The following is a 2,444-nucleotide window of genomic DNA, read 5'->3' on the forward strand; positions in this document are numbered from 1 at the left end:
GAAGATAAAACATCTAAAGCTGTTGCGGATGTTGTTGGGGCTGTAGCTGGCAGCGTACTTGGAAAGGTCGTAGAGCATGAAGCTAATGCGCAAGGGAAATGAATTTAAAAACTGGCTTTTGCTTCTGGTTCGGCTGCTATTGTTGCTTGTTTCAAGTTTTGCTGGAATGGTTTTTTTTGCAGCACTAGGGGTCAATGTTTATTTATGGGCTCTGGGTGAGGGGTTCGCCTTTGACTGGGGAGGACAATTGTCTAGAGCCATAGATATTGGGATTAAAATCGGTGGATTGCTTGCTGTCCTAATGTGGCTAGGGGCCCGAATTCCAAAACCATAAGGCCTGAGAAGATATCTAGCGCCTTGCGAGCAAGATCTTTAGAAAAGGGGACAGATTTATTTTTCTTCTGGTCGACTAAGCTGAAAGCCTCAACGGAAGGAGGTTGTTATGCCAAGGATGGGGCGCATCGTGTTGCTGAACTCCCCACATCATGTGGTGCAGCGAGGGCACAACCGGCAGGTGGTGTTTGCCGCTGAGCAGGATTATCAGCGTTACATTTCTGATCTGCGTGAGCTGAAAGATGTCTTCGGGGTCAAGGTCTACGCCTATTGCCTGATGACGAATCATGTACATCTCCTGCTGGCGCCCGGTGAGTCGGTGGGCGGGCTGGGGCAACTGATGAAAGCATTGGCAGCACGGGCGACGCGTTACAGGAACCGTCTGGAAGGACGCTCCGGGACTTTGTGGGAAAGTCGCTACAAATCAAGTGTGGTCGAGTCGGATGCGTACCTGCTTGCGTGCTGCCGCTATATCGAGTTGAACCCGGTTCGAGCCCGTATGGTCGCCGAGGCGGGTGATTACCCTTGGTCGAGTTATCGGATGCGTGTCACAGATCGAACCGATAGTGACTGGCTGGACACTGACCCTTGTTTCGTCGCACTTGGCGATACACCTGAAAGTCGTCGCATCCATTACGTAGAATTCATGCGCCAAGCCGTATCATCAAGTGAAATGAATCTAATCCGTGCCGCCTTGCAGAGAGGGCAGTTAACCGGAAGCGCTCGCTTCGTGGATGAAATAGAAAGAATTCAAGGGCAACGGGTAGAGTTGCGAGGTCAGGGCAGGCCTAGGAGGAAGTCCGAAAAATAAATCTGTCCCCTTTTCCGAGGATCAGCGCCACGGTGTGTTCGGCCACCGCGTGCGGCGAGTAGGCCGGCACCCGTACCACCGGCAGGCCGAGGCGCTGGGCGCAGGCCAGGTCGACATGGTTGTAGCCGGCCGAACGCAGCGCGATCAACCGCGTGCCGCCGGCCGCGAGCTTCTCCAGCACCGGTGCCGACAGCACGTCGTTCACGAACGGGCAGACCACCTCCGCCCCCGCCGCCAATGTGGCGGTGTCCGGATCGAGGCGGGCTTCGAGGAAATGCAACTCGAAGCCATGCGGCCGGTTGGCGGCGAGAAAGCTGTCGCGGTCGTAGGTTTTGCTGCTGAACAGGGTGATGCGCATGCGGAGCCTCTGTGGGAATGGTTTGGCCTGGACTGGAGCCATGCTGTCACTTAAGCAGAAAAGCTCAAGAGCATCGCCCCGAGGTCGGGCCTCCCACAAAACAGCGGGTGCACACCGGAGCCCGTAAGGTGCGTCCCGCGGCGATTGCAGGCGCAGGGCGGGTCGTATCCGCCCTACGATGCCCGGACTGTCCCATGATGCCGTTGACTATCGACCGGCGCCTGCTCGCGGTCGTGCATGCCGTAGTCACGCTGCACCGCGGCCACGCGCAGCCGGTAGTCGGCGAAGATCGTTCCGCGCCCGGCGGCCTGGGCATGCCGGTGCGCTTCCTGGCGGCGCCAGGCGGCGATGGCCGCCTCGTCGCGCCAGAACGACAGCGAGAGGGTCTTGCCCGGTGTGCTCAGGCTCTCGAAGCGCTCGATGGAGATCAGGCCGTCGCGCTCCGTCAGCAGCGAGCGTAGTTCGGCGGCGAGGTCGAGGTAGTCCTGGCGGCGGTCGGGGTGGGCCTGGGCTTCGAATATCACGGCGATCATGGCGTGGCTCCTGTTCGTCGGCGCCGGCTGGCGCGTTGCGGGTTTCGGGGCCAGTATCCTTGTCTTGTGCATGGGATGTTTCGTCGTGAGGTGAATCATGGATTACACACCGGGCATCAGCCAGATCGCCGGGCTGCTCGCCGATCCGGGGCGGGCGACGATGATCTGGGCGTTGATGGACGGCAGTGCGCGGCCGGCCGGTGAACTGGCGCTGCTGGCCGGCCTGTCGCCGTCCTCCACCAGCGCCCATCTGGCCAAGCTCACCGAAGGCGGCCTGCTGGTGCTGGAAAGCTACGGGCGCAACCGTTACTACAGGCTCGCCGGGCCCGAGGTGGGCCAGGTGGTGGAAGCCCTGGCCAGCGCGGCGCTGGCTGCGCAGCCGCGCAAGCCGCGGCCGCTTCCCGTCGCG

Annotated in this window: 4 protein-coding genes and 1 pseudogene; 3 read left to right on the plus strand and 2 right to left on the minus strand. The window is 60.4% G+C overall.

All coding sequences use genetic code 11. The features are described from left to right. Positions 1-76: 76 nt before the first annotated feature. Both BAY1663_RS24330 and BAY1663_RS24335 read left to right on the plus strand, forming a co-directional pair. On the plus strand, positions 77-334 hold the full coding sequence (locus BAY1663_RS24330; RefSeq protein WP_128576461.1) for a hypothetical protein: 258 nt from the start codon (positions 77-79) through the stop codon (positions 332-334). Positions 335-442: 108 nt separating this feature from the next. Beyond that, complete coding sequence (locus tag BAY1663_RS24335) at positions 443-1,144, plus strand: transposase (protein ID WP_128576463.1); 702 nt, start codon at positions 443-445, stop codon at positions 1,142-1,144. A gap of 1 nt (position 1,145) precedes the next feature. Here the strand turns inward: BAY1663_RS24335 and BAY1663_RS22455 are convergent. Further along, positions 1,146-1,502: pseudogene (locus tag BAY1663_RS22455) on the minus strand (2-hydroxyacid dehydrogenase); the annotation flags it as partial. Between the two features lie 173 nt (positions 1,503-1,675). Next, entirely contained in the window at positions 1,676-2,035 is a 360-nt protein-coding gene (locus BAY1663_RS22460; RefSeq protein ID WP_037045271.1) for an antibiotic biosynthesis monooxygenase, read from the minus strand. 97 nt (positions 2,036-2,132) lie between these two features. Between BAY1663_RS22460 and BAY1663_RS22465 the strand changes: the two genes are divergently transcribed. Then, the coding region (locus BAY1663_RS22465) for a helix-turn-helix transcriptional regulator (RefSeq protein WP_037045272.1) at positions 2,133-2,444 on the plus strand (312 nt) is incomplete at its 3' end.

The organism is Pseudomonas sp. BAY1663, assembly GCF_000582595.1.
Classification (GTDB): domain Bacteria; phylum Pseudomonadota; class Gammaproteobacteria; order Pseudomonadales; family Pseudomonadaceae; genus Stutzerimonas; species Stutzerimonas stutzeri_AF.